This window comes from Leisingera sp. S232 (genome assembly GCF_049800895.1).
Classification (GTDB): Bacteria; Pseudomonadota; Alphaproteobacteria; order Rhodobacterales; family Rhodobacteraceae; genus Leisingera.
Genome location: NZ_JBNAFX010000025.1, coordinates 1 through 18,880, shown reverse-complemented (window position 1 = coordinate 18,880; position 18,880 = coordinate 1). Strand labels below are relative to the sequence as shown.

At 62.9% G+C, this 18,880-nt stretch carries 18 protein-coding genes; 9 read left to right on the top strand and 9 right to left on the bottom strand.

What is annotated here, in order from left to right:
- Window positions 1–23 precede the first annotated feature (23 nt).
- Complete coding sequence (gor, locus tag ACP151_RS14750) at window positions 24–1,379, bottom strand: glutathione-disulfide reductase (protein ID WP_424979666.1); 1,356 nt, start codon at window positions 1,377–1,379, stop codon at window positions 24–26.
- A 234-nt stretch (window positions 1,380–1,613) separates the two neighbouring features.
- Window positions 1,614–2,402: a ribose-5-phosphate isomerase RpiA gene (gene rpiA / locus ACP151_RS14745; RefSeq protein ID WP_424979665.1), complete on the bottom strand. Its 789-nt coding sequence runs from the start codon at window positions 2,400–2,402 to the stop codon at window positions 1,614–1,616.
- Window positions 2,403–2,543: 141 nt separating this feature from the next.
- Here rpiA and ACP151_RS14740 point away from each other — a divergent pair, with 141 nt between their 5' ends.
- From ACP151_RS14740 to ACP151_RS14720, 5 genes are all read left to right on the top strand, one after another.
- Window positions 2,544–3,320, top strand: a complete 777-nt coding sequence (locus ACP151_RS14740) for a methyltransferase domain-containing protein (protein ID WP_424979664.1) — start codon at window positions 2,544–2,546, stop codon at window positions 3,318–3,320.
- 134 nt (window positions 3,321–3,454) lie between these two features.
- Complete coding sequence (locus ACP151_RS14735; protein WP_424979663.1) at window positions 3,455–4,162, top strand: glutathione S-transferase family protein; 708 nt, start codon at window positions 3,455–3,457, stop codon at window positions 4,160–4,162.
- A complete protein-coding gene (locus tag ACP151_RS14730) occupies window positions 4,162–5,535 on the top strand; it encodes an L-serine ammonia-lyase (RefSeq protein ID WP_424979662.1) in 1,374 nt (457 codons plus the stop codon). The genes ACP151_RS14735 and ACP151_RS14730 overlap by 1 nt, the downstream gene beginning before the upstream one ends.
- Window positions 5,536–5,694: 159 nt before the next feature.
- Window positions 5,695–6,111 (top strand): GFA family protein, encoded by a 417-nt coding sequence (locus tag ACP151_RS14725; RefSeq protein ID WP_424979661.1) that lies wholly within the window; start codon window positions 5,695–5,697, stop codon window positions 6,109–6,111.
- 79 nt (window positions 6,112–6,190) lie between these two features.
- Window positions 6,191–7,105 (top strand): DMT family transporter, encoded by a 915-nt coding sequence (locus ACP151_RS14720; RefSeq protein ID WP_424979660.1) that lies wholly within the window; start codon window positions 6,191–6,193, stop codon window positions 7,103–7,105.
- A 3-nt stretch (window positions 7,106–7,108) separates the two neighbouring features.
- Here ACP151_RS14720 and ACP151_RS14715 read toward each other — a convergent pair whose 3' ends face one another.
- The gene (locus ACP151_RS14715; protein WP_424979659.1) at window positions 7,109–7,774 is read right to left on the bottom strand and encodes a thiamine diphosphokinase; all 666 of its coding nucleotides are present in this window, start codon (window positions 7,772–7,774) and stop codon (window positions 7,109–7,111) included.
- Between the two features lie 119 nt (window positions 7,775–7,893).
- Here ACP151_RS14715 and ACP151_RS14710 point away from each other — a divergent pair, with 119 nt between their 5' ends.
- Window positions 7,894–10,044, top strand: coding sequence for a chemotaxis protein CheA (locus tag ACP151_RS14710; protein ID WP_424979658.1), 2,151 nt, complete (start codon window positions 7,894–7,896; stop codon window positions 10,042–10,044).
- A gap of 139 nt (window positions 10,045–10,183) precedes the next feature.
- Here ACP151_RS14710 and ACP151_RS14705 read toward each other — a convergent pair whose 3' ends face one another.
- The 5 genes from ACP151_RS14705 to nthA all read right to left on the bottom strand — a co-directional run bounded on the left by ACP151_RS14705 (window position 10,184) and on the right by nthA (window position 13,935).
- Window positions 10,184–10,420, bottom strand: a complete 237-nt coding sequence (locus tag ACP151_RS14705; RefSeq protein WP_424979657.1) for a DUF2842 domain-containing protein — start codon at window positions 10,418–10,420, stop codon at window positions 10,184–10,186.
- A complete protein-coding gene (locus ACP151_RS14700) occupies window positions 10,420–11,733 on the bottom strand; it encodes an adenylosuccinate synthase (RefSeq protein WP_424979656.1) in 1,314 nt (437 codons plus the stop codon). The genes ACP151_RS14705 and ACP151_RS14700 overlap by 1 nt, the downstream gene beginning before the upstream one ends.
- A 584-nt stretch (window positions 11,734–12,317) precedes the next feature.
- A complete protein-coding gene (locus tag ACP151_RS14695) occupies window positions 12,318–12,650 on the bottom strand; it encodes a nitrile hydratase accessory protein (protein ID WP_424979655.1) in 333 nt (110 codons plus the stop codon).
- Window positions 12,647–13,324 carry a nitrile hydratase subunit beta gene (nthB, locus tag ACP151_RS14690; protein WP_424979654.1) on the bottom strand — a complete coding sequence of 226 codons (678 nt, stop codon included), beginning with the start codon at window positions 13,322–13,324 and terminating at the stop codon, window positions 12,647–12,649. The genes ACP151_RS14695 and nthB overlap by 4 nt, the downstream gene beginning before the upstream one ends.
- On the bottom strand, window positions 13,321–13,935 hold the full coding sequence (gene nthA / locus ACP151_RS14685; protein ID WP_424979653.1) for a nitrile hydratase subunit alpha: 615 nt from the start codon (window positions 13,933–13,935) through the stop codon (window positions 13,321–13,323). Before nthA ends, nthB begins: the two co-directional genes overlap by 4 nt.
- 174 nt (window positions 13,936–14,109) lie before the next feature.
- On the opposite strand from nthA, the gene secG reads away from it, so the two are divergent.
- On the top strand, window positions 14,110–14,475 hold the full coding sequence (gene secG / locus ACP151_RS14680) for a preprotein translocase subunit SecG (protein WP_424979652.1): 366 nt from the start codon (window positions 14,110–14,112) through the stop codon (window positions 14,473–14,475).
- Window positions 14,476–14,647: 172 nt separating this feature from the next.
- A complete protein-coding gene (locus tag ACP151_RS14675; RefSeq protein ID WP_424979651.1) occupies window positions 14,648–16,291 on the top strand; it encodes a CTP synthase in 1,644 nt (547 codons plus the stop codon).
- A 154-nt stretch (window positions 16,292–16,445) separates the two neighbouring features.
- Here ACP151_RS14675 and ACP151_RS14670 read toward each other — a convergent pair whose 3' ends face one another.
- Window positions 16,446–16,826, bottom strand: coding sequence for a DUF983 domain-containing protein (locus tag ACP151_RS14670; protein ID WP_424979650.1), 381 nt, complete (start codon window positions 16,824–16,826; stop codon window positions 16,446–16,448).
- Window positions 16,827–16,978: 152 nt separating this feature from the next.
- On the opposite strand from ACP151_RS14670, the gene ACP151_RS14665 reads away from it, so the two are divergent.
- Window positions 16,979–18,349: a PLP-dependent aminotransferase family protein gene (locus tag ACP151_RS14665; RefSeq protein ID WP_424979649.1), complete on the top strand. Its 1,371-nt coding sequence runs from the start codon at window positions 16,979–16,981 to the stop codon at window positions 18,347–18,349.
- Window positions 18,350–18,880: the final 531 nt, after the last annotated feature.

Here is an 18,880-nt window from a genome sequence, read left to right as displayed (position 1 = left end):
CTCATTCGTGCCGGTCTGTCCGCTCAGGTCGCGCGCACCGGGGTTTTCAGTGTTACCAACTCTTCCGACATTGTCGGGTGCACCGCAACAGTGCGGTCGAAATCTTCCTTGGTTGCGCCCATCTTTACCGCAATTCCGGCCAGCTGGATCATTTCTCCTGCGCCAGGTGCGACGATATGGCAGCCCAGCACGCGGCGGTTAGCCTTGGAGACCACCAGTTTCATCAGCACTTTCTGGGCGCGGCCTGCAAAGGCCTGCTGCATCGGCTTGAAAGAGGTGGAATACACTTCAATCGCTTCCTGCGCGGCGGCCTCTTCCTCGCTCAGGCCCACGGTGCCCATTTCCGGCTGGGTAAAGATCGCGGTCGGGATCAGGTCATGATCCGGGCTGGTCGGGTTGCCTTTGAACACGGTCTCAACAAAGGCCATGCCCTCGCGGATTGCCACCGGCGTCAGGTTCACCCGGTCGGTGACATCGCCAACGGCAAAGACCGACGGCACAGCAGTCTGGCTGTAGGCATCCACCACAATGGCGCCATTGCCACCGCGCGCAACGCCGATGTCCTCAAGCCCCAGATTGTCCGCATTCGGCGCCCGCCCGGTGGCATACATCACCTTGTCGAACAGATGTTCCTTGCCATGGGTGTCAAACACCCGGATCTTGCCGCCCTCTGCGCGCATTTCCGTGACATTGGTGTTCAGCTGCAGGTCCACCCCGGCCTCTGCCATGCCTTCGGCCACCACATTGCGGGCTTCCTCGTCAAATCCGCGCAGGATCTGCGCACCACGGTAGAACTGGGTCGTCTTCACGCCCAGCCCGTTCATGATCCCCGCAAATTCGCTGGCGATATAGCCGCCGCCAACAATCAGGATCGACTCCGGCAGCGCGTCCAGATGGAAAATCTCGTTTGAGGTGATCGCCAGTTCCGCTCCCGGGAACTCCGGCACCGTGGGCCAGCCGCCGGTCGCGATCAGGATATGTTTGGCGGTCTTGCGAGTGCCGTCTGCCAGCTCAACCGTATGCGCATCCGCCAGTTTGGCGCGCTGATCAAAGCTTTCAACACCGTTGTTTTTCAGGATGTTCCGGTAGATGCCCTCCAGCCGGTCCAGCTCTGCATGCAGCTTGCCCTTAAAGGCATCCCAGCTGAAACTACCTGCCTGAATGTCCCAGCCATAGGCCTGCGCGTCCTCGACCATGCCGGCATATTCCGAGGCAAAAACCATCAGCTTCTTCGGCACGCAACCCCGGATCACGCAAGTCCCGCCGTAACGGTCCTCTTCCGCCAGCGCCACCTTGACGCCTTCCTGTGCCGCAACCCGTGCTGCGCGCACCCCGCCCGAACCGCCGCCGATGACAAACAGATCGTAATCAAAGCTCATGTATTTCCGCCCTTTGCAATTCTTGTGGAGGTATATCCCATAACGGGCCGCCAAACGCCATATGCCCAAGTGGGCGTTATTATGCAGCTTTCAACCTTTTGCAGCGGATTTGCGCAGGGTTGTGAAGCAAAAGATCCCACTGCAGGGCCAGGATATGAGGGAAGCGGCTGTCCACGGCCGGAACCAAAATGCCCGGCTTGACGACCGTGCGCTGCATTCACAACCGAACGCAGTTCAATCCATCAGATCGGTGAACAGGTTTTCCGTCTCGACAAAATCCAGCTTGTCCGTCTCAACCGTGCCTTCGTTGATATCGCGCACTTCGACGCGCCCGTCGCCATAGCCGATCACCACCGTATCGCAGATATCGATGAACAGCCCGTTTTCGATCACCCCGGGGATCTGGTTCAAGACCAGCGCCAGCTGGCGGGCATTGCCGATCCGGTTCAGATGCAGGTCCAGAATATAATTGCCCTCGTCGGTGACAAACGGCGCGTCGCCGTTCATCCGCAGGGTCGAATTGCGCCCCATCACATCCATCGACACCAGCGTCTCTTCCAGCAGCGCCTGGCTGCTCTGCCAGCCGAACGGCAGCACCTCTACCGGCAGCGGAAAGGCCCCCAGTGTTTCAACCGATTTGCTGGCATCGGCGATCACCACCATCTGATCCGAGGCGGTGGCCACGATCTTCTCCTGCAGATGCGCACCGCCGCCGCCCTTGATCAGGTTCAGATCCGGGTCGAACTCATCCGCGCCGTCAATGGTCATATCCAGCCATTTGGCCTCATCCAGCGAGACCACATGAATCCCCACATCCCGCGCCAGCGCCGCCGTGCGGCTGGAGGTCGGCACTGCGGTGATCCGCAGCCCCTCGCGGCTCACCATCTCGCCCAGGCAGCGCACCAGCCAGGCTGCGGTCGAGCCGGTCCCCAGACCAACCCGCATGCCGTCCTCAACCAGTTCAGCCGCCCGTTTGGCAGCAACGAATTTCGCCTTGTCGATAGGGGAAAGCTCTCCGCTCATCAGGGTGCTCCATGAATGGCTGTCCTGCCAGTTATAGGCGGTAAACTGCCCATGCGCGAGGGGCATTTGCCGCCTCTGGCCACCCGTCTGCTGGAAATTTTCAGCCGCCAGGCGTATGGTTGAAGTTCCGAGGGACGTGCCATGCTGCAATTCGACGAGGACACCGCCCGCGTTCTGGAGGACGCCTATCAAGGCGCTGACATCTCCCGGCGCAGAAGGGCAAGCTTTGACGCTCTGTCGCCCCTGCCCGGCGACCACATTCTGGATCTGGGCTGCGGCAACGGGCTGCTGACACTGGAACTGGCCCGCGCTGTCGGCGCCACGGGCCATGTGGCCGGGTATGACGCCAGCCCCGAGATGCTGGCCGCCGCCCGCAGCCGATTGGAAGATCGCGACAACGTCACCCTGACCGAAGGCGAAGCCTCGAATCTGCCCTATGAGGCGGAAAGTTTCAGCAAGGCTGTTGCGCTTCAGGTGCTGGAGTATATCACCAGCCGCCGCCCCGTGCTGCACGGGCTGCACCGGGTACTCCAACCTGACGGCCGTCTGGTGATCGGAGATGTGCATTGGGACACGCTGGCCTGGCACAGCGACAACACCGCCCGCATGCAGCGGTTTCTGGGGGTCTGGGACAACCACATGGCCGAGCGCGCCGTTCCGGCCCGGCTGCCAGAGGAGCTGCGCAGCTGCGGCTTTACGCTGGAGACCCTTTGCCCGCTGACCATCTGCGACACAGCGCTGCGGCCTGACGGGCTGGCGGCGATGATGATCCGGCTGATTGAAGCCTATGCCCGGCAGTCCGGCGTCGTGGATGAAGACGACGCCGCCGCCTGGGCGCAGGAGCAGCAGGAACTGGCCCAGGAAGGCCGTTTCTTCTTTGCTCTGACGCATTTCATCGTTACTGCTCGGCGGCAATAACACCAAGACCCGAACACAGCCCTCGGCTGCACGTTCTCTACCCGGAAGAAATCATGTATCACAAAGGCGGGTTTCCAATAGGAAACGCCGGAAATGGACACCCCGGAAACGGCATTGCGACATATTCTTGCGCCATGACACAGGACTACCGCCTTCATTACGCGCCAGACAATGCTTCACTGGTCATCCGGCTGGCGCTGGAGGAACTTGGCCAGCCCTATGAATGCGTGCTGGTCGACCGGCGGGCAGAGACGCAGAACAGCGCCGGATACCGGGCGCTGAACCCAAACGGGCTGATCCCGGTTCTGGAAACCCCGGACGGACCCGTGTTCGAGACCGCGGCCATCCTGTTGTGGCTGGCTGACCGGCACGGTGCAATGGCCCCAGCAACGGACAGCCCTGACCGTGCGGCCTTCCTGAAATGGCTGTTCTTTGCCTCCAACACCCTGCACGCCGACCTGCGGATGCTGTTTTACCCGGACAAATACATCGGCGACGCCAAGGCCGATCAGGATCAGCTGCAAACCGTGCTGCGCCAGCGCCTGCATCAGCATCTGGCCAATCTCGATCAGGCCGCCGCCCAGCGCCCCGGCTGGCTCGGCGCGCCGCAGCCCTCGGTTCTGGACTGTTACCTTGCCTGTCAGATACGCTGGATGGCGCTCTATCCTGCGCAAGCTGACAAATCCTGGTTCACCCTGACCCGTTACCCCAGCCTGCTGCGGATCTGCGCCGGGCTGGAAAACCGCCCCGCTGTTGCCAAAGCGCAAGAGGCCGAGGGCCTCGGCGCCACCCCTTTCACATCCCCGGCCTTCGCCAATCCCCCAGAAGGATCAGCCACCTAATGTTCCTCTCCGTTTTCGACATGTTCAAAGTGGGCATCGGCCCGTCGTCCTCCCATACCATGGGTCCGATGGTCGCCGCTGCGCGCTTCCTCGATTTGATGCGCGCCTCGCCCTTTGAGTTCCACGGGCTGCGCGCCTCGCTTCACGGCTCGCTCGCCTTTACCGGCGTCGGTCACGCCACCGACCGTGCCACCATCCTCGGCCTTGGCGGCTTTGTCGCCCATGACTATGACGACACAAAAGCCGAGGCGTTTCTGGCCGAGCTGGCCAAGACCCATACCATGCACCCCGAAGGTCTGGGCGCGCTGCATTTCGATCCCAAGGCGGATATGATCTTTGACTATGATCACGCGCTGCCCGGCCATTCCAACGGCATGATCCTGATGGCCACCGACGCCCAGGGCGACGTGATCCTGCGCCAGGTCTATTATTCGATCGGCGGTGGCTTTGTCGTGACGGAGGAAGAACAGGCCCAGGGCAAGGCCACCGACGAAGGTGACCCCGTCCCCTTCCCGTTCAAATCCGCGGCAGAGATGCTGGAGATGGCCAAATCCAGCGGCAAGTCGATTGCCGAAATGAAGCGTGACAACGAGATTTCCCGTGGCTGCTCCGAAAGCCTCGCAAAAGGCACCGCCCGGATCTGGCAGGTGATGAACGACTGCATCAACCGTGGCCTGGAGCGCGACGGCATCCTGCCCGGCGGCCTCAAGGTGCGCCGCCGCGCGAAGGGCATCTATGACGCGCTGATGGCCGAACGCGGCATGAACCTGACCGCACCGCACACCATCAACGACTGGATGAGCGTCTATGCGATGGCAGTGAACGAGGAAAACGCGGCCGGCGGCCAGGTGGTGACCGCGCCCACCAACGGTGCCGCAGGCACTCTGCCTGCTGTGATCCGTTATTACCTCGACCACGTGCCCGGCGCCTCGCAAAACCATGTCGAAGACTTCCTGCTGACCGCCGCCGCCATCGCCGGGCTGGTGAAATACAACGCATCCATTTCGGGGGCCGAGGCCGGCTGTCAGGCCGAGGTCGGCTCAGCCGCCGCGATGTCCGCCGCAGGCCTCTGCGCCGTCATGGGCGGCACGCCCGAACAGGTCGAAAACGCCGCCGAGATCGCGCTGGAGCATCACCTGGGCATGACCTGCGACCCGGTCAAAGGTCTGGTGCAGGTGCCCTGCATCGAGCGCAACGGCCTTGCGGCAATCAAGGCGGTCTCTGCCGCATCGCTGGCGCTGCGCGGCGACGGCCAGCATTTTGTGCCGCTGGACGCCTGCATCGAGACCATGCGCCAGACCGGCGCCGACATGCACGACAAATACAAGGAAACCTCGCTTGGCGGTCTTGCGGTGAACGTACCGAACTGCTGAGCTTTCACAGCAGCGCACCGCAGGCGGATCTCCCCCTGCGGTGCTCTTTTTCTCCCTATCATCAACGCCAAGTCACCAGACCGTCCATCTGCCCGCTTTTGACACTGACAGATGCCCGCTTCTCTGCTTAGCTGATCCCAGCCAGCCAGGAGGAGCACCATGCAGGGACATTGTTTATGCGGCGCGGTCCAGTTCGAGGCCGATCCCCCGGCGCTGGCCTGCGTCACCTGTCACTGCGACAGCTGCAGGCGGCAGTGCGCGGCTCCGATGACCGCCTATTTCGGGGTCCGGGACGGCCAATGGCGCTGGACCGGCGAAACCCCCAAACGCTTCCACTCTTCCCCCGGTGTCGAACGCAATTTCTGCGGCAAATGCGGCTCGCCGGTGGCCTTCCGCTCCACGGCGATGTCGGATGTGCTGCATCTCTATGTGGCGCTGCTTGACGATCCTGAACAACTGCAGCCGACGCTGCATGTGGCGTATGAGGAAAAGCTGAACTGGCTCAGACTGAATGACGGTCTGCCATTCTGCATCGGCCCCGACTACACCAAGGCGCAGCCCCTGCCCGGCGGCTGACCCGCCGCAGTGCCTTAGCTGGCGCAACTTTGCACATCCTCCCCTTGCCCCGCCCGCCCGCGGCGCCTAGCCTGCGTGGATGACACAGGACCGCCCGCTTCTTGGCATCGCCCTGATGCTGGGCTTTTGCATGGTGATTCCGCTGGGAGACGCCATTGCCAAACTTTTGACCAACCGGGTGCCGGTCGCCCAGATCGTCTTCATCCGCTTTGCCGCACAGGCCGCGATCCTGCTGCCGCTAGCGCTGGCTCTGCGCCTGCCGCTCGACCTGTCGCGCCAGGTGGCGCCGCTTTTGCTCCTGCGCACCTTGCTGCAGATGGGCGGCATCGCCGCCATGTTCACGGCCTTCCGCTACCTGCCGCTGGCCGATGCGGTGGCCATTGCCTTTGTCATGCCCTTCCTGATGTTGCTGTTGGGCAAATACGTCCTGAACGAAGACGTCGGCCTGCGTCGCCTCGGCGCCTGCGCGGTGGGTTTCACCGGCACTCTCTTGGTCATTCAGCCCAGCTTTACCGCCGTTGGCTGGAACGCGCTCTGGCCTCTGTTGGTGGCGGTGATCTTTGCCCTGTTCATGCTGATCACCCGCAAAATCGCCAAGGAGACCGACCCCCTTTCCCTGCAGGCAGTGTCCGGCGCCATGGGCACCGTGCTACTGGCCCCGGTTTTTCTGCTCGGCGACACCGTCGGCCTGCCCGCCCTGTCCGCTGCTCTGCCGCCTCAGGATACATGGAGCCTGTTGGCCACCGCCGGCGCTCTGGGCACCTTGGCGCATCTGATGATGACCTGGAGCCTGCGGTTTGCCCCGACCTCAACCCTGGCCTCGATGCAATATCTGGAAATCCCGGTAGCCGTGTTCTTCGGCTGGCTCATCTTTGCGGAATTCCCAAACACCCTCGCCGCCTTTGGCATCCTGCTGACCATCGGCGCCGGTCTCTATGCGGTGATGCGCGAGCGCAATGCCGCTGAAACCGAAGAGCGCATCAACCCGGCCTGAACTCTATCGGTCCAGCCGAACCGCCGCCAACACATCCGCCAGCAGCCGCCGTGGCACGATCGCCAGCAGCCCCGGCCCCTCCGGCTCCAGCCGCACCGGCCCGGTGGCCCGGTTCGAGGTGCCGATCCGCCCCACCGGCGACATCCGCAACCCCGCGATAGGCCACTCCAGCCCCTCCGAGCGCCCCGTCACCTCCTGCATCGGAAACAGCGACACCACTTCACCCGCACGGGTCGGCAGCTCTACCGCATGGGTCAGATGAAAGATCACCTCTGTCTCCCCCAGCAGTACACAGGGGGTCTCATGCCCCTGCACCAGCGTATTGAACGCCGCCAGCTGATGGTCCACCCGCGCGCCCAGAAACCCCACCGCCAGCACTGCCGGTGCCGCAATCCGCCGCAGCGCCTTGTCAAAATCCGTGCTGTCCTGCTCTGCCACCCGGTGCAAAGCCTCGGGCGGCAGCTGTGCCCGCACCTCCTGCGTCAATGAGTCAAAGTCACCGATCACCGCCTGCGGCATATGCCCCTCTGCCAGCGCCGCCGCAGCGCCACCGTCCGCCGCCGCCAGAACCGGCGCCAGCGCCAGCGCCTCGGTCAGCGCGCCCGCTGCCACCTCACCGCCGCCGATCAGGGTGATTGGTTCCATTGCGTCAACAATCGCTGCGCTCATGAGCGGCTTTCCTGCCTGTTTTGGAAACAAGCCATATTGTGAACACAAAATAATACGATCAATTGCACGGATTCGAGCAAAATTGGTCCTTCCTGCCTCTATAGTGGTTGACAGCAGATGTGACGAAGACGAGCGAGCTGATGGTACATAACAACAAAGTCTTGACCGTATCCTATGGAACCTTTTCCTGCACTTTGGAAGGGTTTGAGGATTCCTTCGACACGATGAAGGCGATTGCCGAGTATTTCCGAGACCTGGCTGCCGACGACCGCTACTTCGGCGCCGAACCGCCGCAGCCGGACGCCGACATGCTGGCCCGGATCGCCCAACGCGAGATTGCCCGCCAGGTAGAAGCCCGCACCAGCGAAGGTGGCATCCACCTGCGCGCCGCCACCCCGGCGCTTGCTGCTGCCGCCGCCGAAACTGCCGCTCCGGCACCGGCTGTGGCACCAGTTGCCGAACAGCCCGCAGCTGCCGCAATCCCCGAAGAGAAAACAGCTCCCGCAGTGGAACAGGTTGCTGAAGCCGCAGCCGAGCAAGCCGCTCCGGCAGCCGGAATTCCGGACTCTGAAGTTGAGTTCTTTGACCCCGCAACTGAAACCGAAGCCGCCGCCGAGACAGCAGCGGAAGAGGAAGCAGTAGCCGAAGCCGAAGCCGAAGCCGAAGCCGAAGCCGAAGCCGAAGCCGAAGCCGAAGCCGAAGCCGAAGCCGAAGCCGAAGCCGAAGCCGAAGCCGAAGCCGAAGCCGAAGAAACCATCACCGCTGTGCTGACAAGCGCAAGCGAAGAACAACCGGCGCCCGCAGTTGAACTGCTGGAAACCACCGAGGCCGGCACCGAAGCAGAAGATCTGCAAGCCGAAGCGGACGCGGAAGTCGCCGACACTGCCCACTCTGAAACTCCTGCCGCGGACAGTATTGCCGCCAAACTGCAGCGCATCCGCGCCGTTGTGGCAAAAACCCCCGAAGAAGACTTCAGCGAAGACGAGCATGCCGACGACGTGCTGGACAGCGCCGCCGAAGACATCAGCAGCGCCCTGCTGGAAGACGACGATGCGCCGGATTTTGACGACGAATCCGACGATGAAATCGCCCGTGCCCTTGACCGTTTGGACCTGACCTCTGCCTCAGCCGACGTCACCCCTGAAGACGAAACTGCCCAGGCAGATCCAGAAGACGGTATATTCTCCAGCCTCGGCAGCCAAGCAGAGCCTGCAGAGGACACGGCTGAAGAGGACACGACTGAGGCCGACAGCAACCTGCTGGCTGCTGACGCAGAAGAGCCCCCCGCAGCACCGGCCCGTGTCCGCATCACCAAGATCAAACGCGCCGCCTTCGAAAAGGCGGTCGCCTCCGGTCGCCTGCAGGCGACAGACAGCGATGAAGCCCCCGCAGAAGCAGAGCCAGCGCCGGAACAGGCCGCTCTGTCGGACGAGGACGAAGCCGAGCTGCTGCGGGAACTGGCCGAAGTGGAAGCGGAACTCCTGGCAGCCTCCGAACAGCCTGAGGTCGACGAAACAACCGACATTTCCGAAGTAACCGACATTTCCGACGCAACCGACATCCCCCCGGCACAGGCCGAAGCCGAAGCCGCCGCCGGATCCAGCCTGGCCGACAGTGACGTGTCCCGTCTGATGGCGGCCGCGGATGAAAAGCTCGAGGACCCGGAAACTGCCTCCTCGCGTGAGGCCTACAGCCAGCTGCGCGGCGCCGTTGCTGCCGCCAAGGCGGACGGACAGGCCGACGGCAGCGACAATGACGAGGCACAGCCCTACCGCGATGATCTGGCCAGCGTGGTGCGCCCGCGCCGCCCCGAAGCCCGCCAGAGCGCCTCTGCGCGCCCGGCCAGCCCGGCAGCCCGCCCGGCACCGCTGAAACTGGTTGCCGAACAGCGCATCGACGAAGGCCCAGCCGCCGCCGCAGCCCCCCAGCCGGTGCGCCCGCGCAGAGTGTCGGCCACGGTGCTCGAAGATGACAGCGGCAGCGCAGGCGGCGGCTTTGCCGCCTATGCCGAGGACCGCGGCGCCGCCGAATTGCATGAACTGCTGGAAGCCGCCGCCGCTTACATGCGCTTTGTCGAAGGCCTCGACCATTTCTCGCGCCCACAGCTGATGAACAAGGTGCGCAGCGCCGGCAGCAGCGACTTCAACCGTGAAGACGGGCTGCGCTCCTTCGGCCAGCTGCTGCGCGACGGCAAGATCGAACGCTCCGGCAACGGCCAGTTCACCGCCTCCGGCGACATCGGCTTCAAGCCCCGGCGCGCTGTCGGCTGAACAGAAAAAGACCAACAAAAAAGGGCGGACCTGCGGGGCCGCCCTTTTCCATTCTGCCGACCGCAGCCAGCTTCTTTCTGGTCTCAAATACCCCGGGGTGAATTGACCGTCAGGTCAAGAGGGGCAGCGCCCCTCCGGCTCATTCTTTTCCAGCGTCCGGATCTTCCTTGCCAACGCCGCGGAACACGAATTTGAACGGCAGCACCCAGGCAATGCCCAAGGCCACATAGACAATCAGCTCCAGCCACAAGGGCGGCCGGTCCAGCCAGTTCATCACCGTGACAGCCGCCACAATGTAAAGCGGCATCCCGACCAGCAGGATCACCAAGGCCCAGCGCCGCCGGGCCTTGTAGCTCAAGCCTTGCGTCCCTGCCATCAGTCGGCGAACGGGTCGGTCACCAGAATGGTGTCGTCCCGCTCCGGGCTGGTGGACAGAAGCGCGACAGGGCATTCAATCAGCTCTTCCACGCGTTTCACATATTTGATCGCATTGGCGGGCAGGTCGTTCCAGCTGCGCGCGCCTTCCGTCGACTCGCTCCAGCCCGGCATGTCCTCATAGATCGGGGTGCAGCGTGCCTGGCTGTCTGCAGCAGTTGGCAGATAGTCCAGCCGGGTGCCGTCCAGATCATAGCCGGTGCAGATCTTCAGTGTCTCGAAGCCGTCCAGAACGTCCAGCTTGGTCAGACAGATGCCCTTGATGCCGGAGGTCGCACAGGTCTGGCGCACCAGTGCCGCGTCAAACCAGCCACAGCGGCGCTGGCGGCCAGTGGTGGTGCCAAACTCATGGCCGCGGGTGCCCAGACGCTCACCATCCGCATCCGGCTTGCCCGCTGCATCCAGCAGCTCGGTCGGGAACGGGCCTTCACCGACGCGGGTGGTATAGGCTTTCACGATGCCCAGCACATAATCGATCGAGCCCGGGCCGATGCCGACCCCGGTGGCCGCCTGGCCTGCAATCACATTGGACGAGGTGACAAACGGATAGGTGCCGAAATCGATGTCCAGCAGAGCTCCTTGCGCACCTTCAAACAGGATCCGCTTGCCCGCCTTGCGCTTCTCGTTCAGCACCTTCCAGACCGGCGCCGCATAGGGCAGGATCTTGGGTGCAATCTCTTTCAGCTGTTCGATCAGCGCATCGCGGTCGATTGCGTCAACGCCCAGCCCCTTGCGCAGCGGGTCATGATGCTGCAACGCCCGGTCAACCCGGGCAATCAATGTGGCCTCATCCGCCAGATCGGCCACCCGGACCGCACGGCGCCCCACTTTATCCTCATAGGCCGGGCCAATGCCGCGGCCGGTGGTGCCGATCTTGGTCCCCTTAGAGGCCGCTTCCTCGCGCGCCCGGTCCAATTCGCCATGCAGCGGCAGGATCAGCGGTGTGTTTTCCGCGATCATCAGCGTCTCGGGAGTGATCTCGACGCCCTGTTCGCGGACGGTCTCGATCTCCCGCAGCAGGTGCCAGGGGTCCAGCACCACACCATTGCCGATGACACTCAGCTTGCCGCCGCGCACCACGCCCGAAGGCAGCGCATGCAGCTTGTAGACTTTGCCGTCAATGACCAGCGTATGGCCGGCGTTGTGGCCGCCCTGAAAGCGGGCGATCACATCCGCACGCTCGCTGAGCCAATCCACGATCTTGCCTTTACCCTCGTCGCCCCACTGGGCGCCGACTACGACGACATTGGCCATATCCGGTCCTTTACAGTCTTTGGTTCAAACCCACGCTCATATAGCGATGCTGCGCAGGCAGGGGAACCGCAAATTCGCCGCAGATGATGGCTTAGCCAAGGTTTTCGCCCTGTCGTATAGGGCCGCGCCTGCCTGGGAGGGCGCGAATGCGCCTGCCGGGGGGCAACCAGGCGCAGCCCGGCGGTGCTGCGCACCTTGATTCCGGGCGGGGATTCCGGGTGAGGTGTTGCGCACCCGCCGTACGCCCCCTTCACGCAATCCTCATGCCGCTTTGTGATACTCCACAAATGATCGCGATCTACCGCCATGGCTCCGCGCATGGGCCATGATACGAGGCGCAGGCATCTATGGGCTGCCTGCGCGACACCCCGGAACCGGCCCTGATAAAAAGGGGGTCGTCCAGGATATCCTGTCCGAGCAGGCCCCCCGTGGGGTTCTGTCCACCTCCACCCGGCGGCGCCGCCCCCTTAATTGGGACACAGCGCATAAATGGCACGAAGCGACCGAAACACCATGTAACACAAGGAAATAAAATAAGAAAACCGCCCCGGCCCAAACGGCCCCGGCGGCCAAAGCTGCCCGCGCTAGCCCTGCAGTCGCACCGGCGCGCCATGCGGCGTGGACAGATACGCCTCCTCCCAGCGGCTGCGCATTATTTCAGCTTCGGCGCGGCTGGCCGCGCCATCCTCTGCCAGAAACCCTTCCAGTGTCTCCAGCCAGGCGCGGAAATAATCCTCGCCTCCGTCCAGCTCACGGCTGAGCCCATGGCGTTTCAAAGTGGCCGAGAACCGCTCCACCCACTCTCCCCAGCTGAACCGCCCGGCCTCGTTCAGATGGACTGTCAGGGCAAAGACCTGCGCATGCCAGGGTTCGGCAAAGGCCGGTTCCGGTGCGGAGACTTCGGCACAGTCACTCATAGCGGCTCCAGATAGCTTTGCCACAGGTCCAGAATCACCTCGTCATCGGGGTGCTCGGGATGCGCCCACAGGGTGCTGGCATGGAACCGCACCGCATAGAGCGGCTCCGGCGCCTCGCCCAGCCCATGGGCGCTGCTGTCGGGCAGCACATGGGTGCCATGCAGCCGCAGGATATAGCCCTGCGCCCCCGCAGCATACTGCGGCAGCCGGGTGTGTCCGCCGTCTGCCAGCGCGTTGTCCGCAGGCAGCCGTGTCCGTACCGCCTGCCCCGGATGGAACCGCACCGCCGGTCCGCCATCGCGGTCTGCCGGGCCGCCCCTGGCCAGCGCTTGTGCAACATTCTGCGCCTTCAAGGCGCGCTCTGCCAGCGCATGCAGTCCCGCAGCGCCCTGACCTGCCAGGTCTTCGCGCGTCAGCACGCCTTTCTCCACCAACAGATCCGCCAGCGCCGAGATCCATTTCTCGTAATAGGAAAACCGGGTGTAATCCCGGGGCGACAGCCGTTCGCGGGCATGGCGCGAGGTGTCGATGTTCCATTGCCCCAGCGCACCACAGGCCAGCGTCACCGCCAGCGCCCTTGCGTGCCAGTCCTCGGCAAAAACCGCTGCGTCCGCGGCCTCGGGCAGCACCGGCCCGTCGCCGAATCGCCCGCCCATGTCATGTACCCGGGTCATGCCGGCACCTGGGCAAGACCAGTGCCGATCATGCTGTCGCGGGTGACCAGCGCCGCCAGCTCATCCTCACCAAGACCTTCCGTTCCCTCCGGCCGCATCGGCAGCACCAGATAGCGGACCTCAGCCGTCGAATCCCAGACCCGCACGGATGTGCCCCCCGGCAGCGTTACGCCGAAATCCGCCAGCACCTTGCGCGGCTCGCGCACCGCGCGGGCGCGGTAGGCGTCGGATTTGTACCAGCCGGGCGGGATGCCCAGCAAAGGCCACGGGTAGCAGCTGCACAGGGTGCAGACGACCATATTGTGCTGCGCCGGGGTGTTCTCGACCACCACCATATGCTCGCCCTGGCGGCCGTAATATCCCAGCTCTGCCAGTACCGGATCAGCATCAGCCAGCAGCGCCGCCTTGAAGACCGGATCGCTCCAGGCCTTTGCCACCACCCTTGCACCGTTCTGCGGGCCGATCCTGTTCTGGTAGGTGTCGATGATCTCCTCCAGCGCTGCCGGGTCGATCAGGCCTTTCTGAACAAGAATCGTCTCCAGCGCTTTCACACGCAGAGCGGGTTCGGGCGGCAGAAGGGTGTGCGGGTGGTCGGGATGATCATGGGGCATAGGCCCATGCTGCGCCGGTACGACCGGCCCTGTCCAGTCACGTTTCCTGATGCAAACAATCACGTTGCGTGACCTGCCGGTGCTGTTCTCGGCTGCAGGCCAACTCCGCCCTTGCCCCCCCGGGCAATCTTGCCTATTTACCGCCCGGTACTTAGCCAATCGCCGCAGGGACCCATGGAAAACGTTGTTCTGATCATCCATCTTCTTTTGGCTCTCGGCCTGATCGCTGTTGTGCTCTTGCAGCGCTCCGAAGGCGGCGGCCTGGGCATGAGCGGTGGCGGCGGCGGTGCGGTTTCCGGCCGCGCGGCAGCCACAGCGCTTGGCAAGCTGACCTGGCTGCTGGCGATTGCCTTTATCTGCACCTCGATCACCCTGACCATCATGGCCGCGCAGAAATCCGCAGGCGCCTCTGTGGCAGACCGGATCGGCGTGCCGCAGGCACAAGACGGTGGCGAGACTCCGGCGGTTCCGGCTCTTGGCAGCGATCTTCTGCCGCCCGCCGAAGGCGACAACGCTCCGCTGGTTCCCAGCGCAGACTGATCCACTACACCTTGAGAGGGTTTTAGGAGCCGCAACAGCATCTTGCGGTTCCCTTGCGCTGTATGCGCGAATCCTATATATATGAAGTCCCGTGATGCAGCGGTTTTTGGACTGATTCCAATCATCGCCGGGCAGCTGAAATCTGACTTCTCACGGGGGCAGCCGAACACAAATGGCGCGTTTTATCTTCATCACCGGCGGTGTTGTTTCATCTCTGGGCAAAGGCCTGGCTTCGGCCGCACTTGGCGCCCTTCTGCAGGCGCGCGGCTATTCCGTGCGACTGCGCAAGCTGGACCCCTATCTGAACGTCGATCCGGGCACCATGAGCCCGTTTGAACACGGCGAGGTCTTTGTCACCGACGACGGCGCCGAGACCGATCTGGACCTTGGCCACTACGAACGTTTCACCGGGGTTCCGGCACGCAAGACCGACTCGATCTCCTCGGGCCGGATCTACACCAATGTGCTGGAAAAGGAGCGCCGCGGTGATTACCTCGGCAAGACCATTCAGGTCATTCCGCATGTCACCAACGAAATCAAGGACTTCATCTCCATCGGCGAGGATGAGGTTGATTTCATGCTCTGCGAAATCGGTGGCACCGTCGGTGACATCGAAGGCCTGCCCTTCTTCGAGGCAATCCGCCAGTTCGCCCAGGACAAGCCGCGCGGCGAATGCATCTTCATGCATCTGACGCTGCTGCCCTACATCAAGGCGTCGGGCGAGCTGAAAACCAAACCGACCCAGCACTCCGTGAAGGAGCTGCGCTCGATCGGCCTGGCCCCGGACATCCTGGTCTGTCGTTCCGAAGGGCCGATCCCAAAGAAAGAGCGCGAAAAGCTGGCGCTGTTCTGCAACGTGCGCCCCGACAGCGTGATTGCTGCGCAGGACCTGAAGTCCATCTATGAGGCGCCGCTGGCCTACCACCGCGAGGGCATGGACCAGGCGGTTCTGGATGCCTTTGGCATCTCCCCTGCGCCCAAGCCGAACCTGGCCCGCTGGGAAGATGTGGCCGACCGCATCTACAACCCCGAAGGCGAAGTGCGGGTGGCCATCGTCGGCAAATACACCCAGCTGGAAGACGCCTATAAATCCATCGCCGAGGCGCTGACCCACGGTGGCATGTCGAACCGTGTGAAGGTCAAGATCGAATGGGTCGATGCCGAGCTGTTCGACAAAGAAGACGCCGCCCCCTATCTGCAGGGCTACCATGCAATTCTGGTGCCCGGCGGCTTTGGCGAGCGTGGCACCGAGGGCAAGATCAAGGCGGCGCAATATGCGCGGGAGAACAAGGTGCCATACCTTGGCATCTGCCTTGGCATGCAGATGGCGGTCATCGAAGCGGCGCGCAATGTGGCGGGCATCACGGAAGCCGGCTCGGAAGAGTTTGACCACGAGGCCGGCAAGAAACGGTTCGAGCCAGTGGTCTACCACCTGAAGGAATGGGTGCAGGGCAACCACAAGGTCAGCCGGAAATCCGACGATGACAAAGGCGGCACCATGCGCCTTGGCGCCTATGACGCGGCGCTGCAGGAAGGCTCGAAAGTGGCAGAAGTCTATGGCGGCACCCATATCGAGGAACGCCACCGCCACCGCTATGAGGTAGACATCAAATACCGCGAGAAACTGGAAGCCTGCGGGCTGAACTTCTCTGGCATGTCACCGGACGGCCGCCTGCCAGAAATCGTCGAATGGACCGACCACCCGTGGTTCATTGGCGTGCAGTATCACCCGGAACTGAAATCCAAACCTTTCGCACCGCATCCGTTGTTCGACGATTTCGTCCGTGCAGCCAAGGACGCCTCGCGACTGGTGTAACCAGGCAGGCAGGGAACTCCCGCCCGTTCCGGATCAATCAAAGATTGATCCATCCCGGTTGGGCCCGGCGCCGCTGCGCGGCGCTGGGAGAAAACTGAAAAAGGCGGGCCAACGGCCTGCCTTTTGCATTTTGATTGATTGAAACCCTTCCGGATCAGAACCCGTGCATCCGATTGGCCCATTGATAGGCCACCACCAGCCCCTTCATCCGCGGCAACATGTAGAGCGACGCGCCGACCGTGATCACCGACATGATGATCGCCAGCGTCCAGGGGTCCGGGCGCAGCTGGGTGTAGACGATGTGCAGCGCAAAGCCGAGGATATGGCCCACCACCAAAATGGTCAGATATGCCGGCCCGTCATCGGCACGCTGATGATGCAGCTCCTGACCGCATTCCGTGCAGCTGTCATTCACCTTCAGATAGCTGTGCAGCAATTTGCCCTCGCCGCAATTGGGGCAGCGCAGCCGCAGGCCCTTCCACAACGCAGGTTTCAGCTCCCGCTGGTCCTCTGGCATCACGTCTGCCCCGCTCATCACACATCTCCTCGTTTGTCGCCTGATACAGTGATTCCCAAATTGACTGCAATCAATTTGAAATCATTAATGTTGCATTTATTGCCGCACCCTGCCATTGAACCAATCAATATTAACACAATACGCCGGGCTGTCGGCGGGAGATACAGCACATGAAACAGTGGGTCCCGGCCCCCCGGAACAGCGGCAAGCCCCGCTATCTGGAAATTGCCGAAGCAATCAGGGAAGACATCGACGCAGGCGTGCTGGCGCCCGGCGACCGGCTGCCGCCGCAGCGGCGGGTGGCCCAGGAGCTGGGGGTCGACTTCTCCACCGTGTCACGCGGTTACGCCGCAGCCGTACGGCGCGGCTATATCGAGAGCTTTGTCGGCCGCGGCACTTTTGTGAAAGCGCTGGACGCCCTTCCCGAACGCCCCGATCCGCGCCGGGCGCTGGAAGAAGACCCGATGATGAACATGCCGCCCGAACCGGACGATCCGGTGCTGCTGGCGCGGATGCAGAAGGGGCTGGAGCATGTCTCGGCAAACCTGCTGCCGCTGCTGCGCTACCAATCCGTCACCGGCAACCCGCAGGACCGAGCGACCGCTGCAGAATGGATGCAGACCAATGGGTTACATTGTGCTCCCGAGCAGCTGGTGATCACCCCTGGCTCCCACGCGGCCCTGTATGCGATCCTGACAGTTCTATGCGAACCGGGTTCAACAATCCTATGCGAAGATGTGACCTATCCCGGCCTGCGCTCCATTGCAGCGCGGCAGGGGGTACGGCTGATCGGTTTGACAAGCGACAAGGATGGTGTCCTGCCGGAAGCGCTGGAGGAAGCCATCACCACCCATTGGCCCGCCGCGCTCTATCTCAATCCGACACTGCAGAACCCGACCACAAGAACCATTCCGTCCAAACGGCGGCAAGAGATTGCTGCGGTGCTGCAGGCACATGATCTGACATTGATCGAAGACGATGCCTATTGCTTTGTCGACAATGGCGCGCCTTCGTCCATCACCAGCCTGATCCCCGATCTGGGCTGGCATATCGCGGGGCTATCCAAGTGTTTTGGCGCCGGGCTGCGGCTGGCCTATACCACTGTGCCCAAACGTTCCCTGCTGGGGCAGTTCAGCCAGGCGCTGCGGTCGATGCATGTGATGGTGTCGCCCTTGAACCTGGCGCTGCTCAGCCGCTGGATCGAGGATAGCACCGCAGCGGAACTCCAAAGGTCGGTCCGCAAGGCCGCGGCAGAACGGCAGGCTCTGGCGGCAGAGGTGCTGCAGGAATGTGCCACCACCAGTGATCCGCTGGCGTTCAACCTGTGGCTCACCCTGCCCCGCGGCACTAGCCGGGCCGAGGTGATGGGCCGGATGGCCGGGCGCCAGATCGGTATCATGCCCAGCGATGCCTTCACCGTCACCGGCCTGCCCCAGGAAGCGGTGCGGGTGTGCCTGGGTGGCCCGATCAGGCTGGAAGAGCTGCACGAGGATCTGATTGCGCTGAATGATGCGGTGACCCGCAAAGACTGGTTGGGGTGAGGCCGGGCCGGTAACGTAGAACGTCAGTCAAAACTGCCTCAATGCGAGCCCTTTCCTGGGGAAAATGACCTACACTCGCCAGGCATTTCCACCCCATGTGTCAAACCTTTCTGACCCAAACTCAACCTTCACCGCGAGCCAGGCAAAGGCTGACAGGCGGGACAAACCAGCCGTTCGCCGCACACGCAGTCTGGACGGCCCAGAGTGTCCGCATTGCAGCTATTGCGGACTTTGCGAAGTCTGTCTGATCATGCGCCTAAAGCGGTTTGGAGAACGTCAGCTTCCTGCGGCAAAACATACCCCCTAGGTCGAAGTTCACTTAAGACAACAGGTATAGGTTGCGCAGGGGGATCTGCCTGCCGTACATGCCTTTGCGTGAAACCTGACGAATGGATCCCTTATGAGGCGTTGTTGCGCAACTCGTTTTGAGGACGAGCTTCCCCTTTCCGCGGCGGATTCATCCATCACACACGATCTCGGCGGTGCCGAGGGCCGAGAATCGGTTCATGAGAGCGATGCGGATGTGGATTT